1 protein-coding gene and 1 pseudogene are annotated in these 1960 nt (G+C 62.7%); both read left to right on the top strand.

The window, feature by feature from the left end; genetic code table 11:
* Nucleotides 1-1342, top strand: a 1342-nt coding sequence (arcD, locus tag DBR24_RS14225) for an arginine-ornithine antiporter (protein WP_128615078.1), incomplete at its 5' end; no start/stop codon positions are given.
* A pseudogene (locus DBR24_RS14220) lies at nt 1339-1960 on the top strand (AlkA N-terminal domain-containing protein); the annotation flags it as partial. The gene arcD and the pseudogene DBR24_RS14220, both read left to right, overlap by 4 nt.

Raw genomic sequence — 1960 nt, 5'->3', positions numbered from 1 at the left:
GGCGCAGAACATGGCGGCCCGCGCCGATGCCGGGGCGATCCTGATTGGCTGGGGCATCACCGCCATCGGCATGCTGACCCTGGCGTTCGTGTTCCAGACCCTGGCCAATCGCAAACCCGAACTGGACTCCGGTGTCTACGCTTACGCCAAGGCCGGGTTTGGCGACTACATGGGGTTCTCGTCGGCGTGGGGTTACTGGATCAGCGCCTGGCTGGGCAACGTCGGTTATTTCGTCCTGCTGTTCAGCACCCTCGGCTACTTCTTTCCGGTTTTCGGTCAGGGCAACACCCCGGTCGCCATTGCCTGCGCGTCGGTGTTGTTGTGGGCCGTGCATTTTCTGGTGATGCGCGGGATCAAGGAGGCGGCGCTGATCAACCAGTTGACCACCATGGCCAAGGTCGTGCCGTTGATCATGTTCATCGTCATCGCGGCGCTGGCGTTCAAGGCAGATATTTTTACCCGTGACATCTGGGGCCACAGCAACCCGAATTTTGGCGGGGTGATGGATCAGGTGCGCAACATGATGCTGGTCACGGTGTTCGTGTTCATCGGCATCGAAGGCGCCAGCGTCTACTCGGCGCGAGCAGAGAAACGCAGCGACGTCGGCCGCGCCACGGTGATTGGTTTCATCGGGGTGCTGGCGCTGCTGGTGCTGGTCAACGTGCTGTCGCTGGGGATCATGAGCCAGCCGGAACTGGCGACCTTGCAGAACCCTTCGCTGGCGGCGGTGCTCGAGCATATTGTCGGGCCGTGGGGCGCGTTGTTGATCAGCGTCGGCCTGGCGATTTCCCTGCTCGGTGCGTTGCTGTCGTGGGCATTGCTGTGCGCGGAAATCCTCTTCGCCACGGCCAAGGACAAGACCATGCCGGCGTTCCTGAAAAAGGAAAACAAGAACCACGTGCCGGTCAACGCACTGTGGCTGACCAACGTGATGATCCAGATTTTCCTGTTGATCACGCTGTTCTCCGCAGGCACCTACACCAGCCTGATTTACCTGGCCTCGTCGATGATTCTGGTGCCGTATTTGTGGTCGGCGGCGTACGCGGTGCTGTTGAGCGGTCGCGGCGAAACCTATGAGCACGCGTCGGCCGAGCGCACCAAGGACCTGCTGATCGGCGGCATCGCCCTGTGCTACGCGGTGTGGTTGTTGTACGCCGGCGGAGTGAAGTATCTGCTGCTGTCGGCGTTGTTGTATGCGCCGGGGGTGTTGCTGTTCGCCAAGGCCAAGCGTGAGCAGGGCGAGCCGTTGTTCACCCATGTCGAGAAGGCGATTTTCACCTGCGTGATCATCGGCGCCGGGCTGGCGGCGTACGGTTTGTACAGTGGTGTGCTGTCGCTATGAGGTTGGTGCTGGCCTATCGGCCACCCTATGACTGGACGGCGATGCTGGGCTTTCTCGCTGCACGGTCAGTGGTCGGCATGGAAACCGTGGTGGACGGCGTGTACTCGCGCAGCGTCGGCTTGAACGGTGTCCACGGCTCGCTGTCGGTCTGGCCGGGGAGAGGCGATGTGTTGGAGGTCGAGTTGGATTTTCCCGATCCGGCAGCACTGCCCGAGATTGTTGCGAGGCTGCGGCGGCTGTTTGATCTGGATGCCGATCTGCCGTCGATGCAGCGGCATCTGGCTGACGACCCGTTACTGGCGCGGTTGATTGCCGAACGTCCGGGGCTGCGAGTGCCGGGGGCGTGGGACGGTCTGGAGCTGGCCTTTCGTGCGGTACTCGGGCAGCAGATTACCGTGGTCGCGGCGATCCGGCTGGCGGGGAAACTGGTGGCGCAGTATGGCGCGCCGTTGTGCTCGGCGGTACCGGGTTTGACTCGAGTATTTCCCGATGTCCAGGTGCTGGCGGCGGCTGATCTGGCGGCGCTGGGCATGCCGAAAAGTCGTGGACGGACGCTTTCGGGCATGGCGCAGGCGCTGCTGGAAGATCCGCTGTTGTTCGAGCCGGGGCGCGAGAGTG

The sequence above is a fragment of the Pseudomonas sp. HMWF006 genome (genome assembly GCF_003061205.1).
In the GTDB taxonomy this organism is placed as follows: domain Bacteria; phylum Pseudomonadota; class Gammaproteobacteria; order Pseudomonadales; family Pseudomonadaceae; genus Aquipseudomonas; species Aquipseudomonas monsensis.
This window is presented reverse-complemented; position numbering and strand designations above follow the sequence as displayed.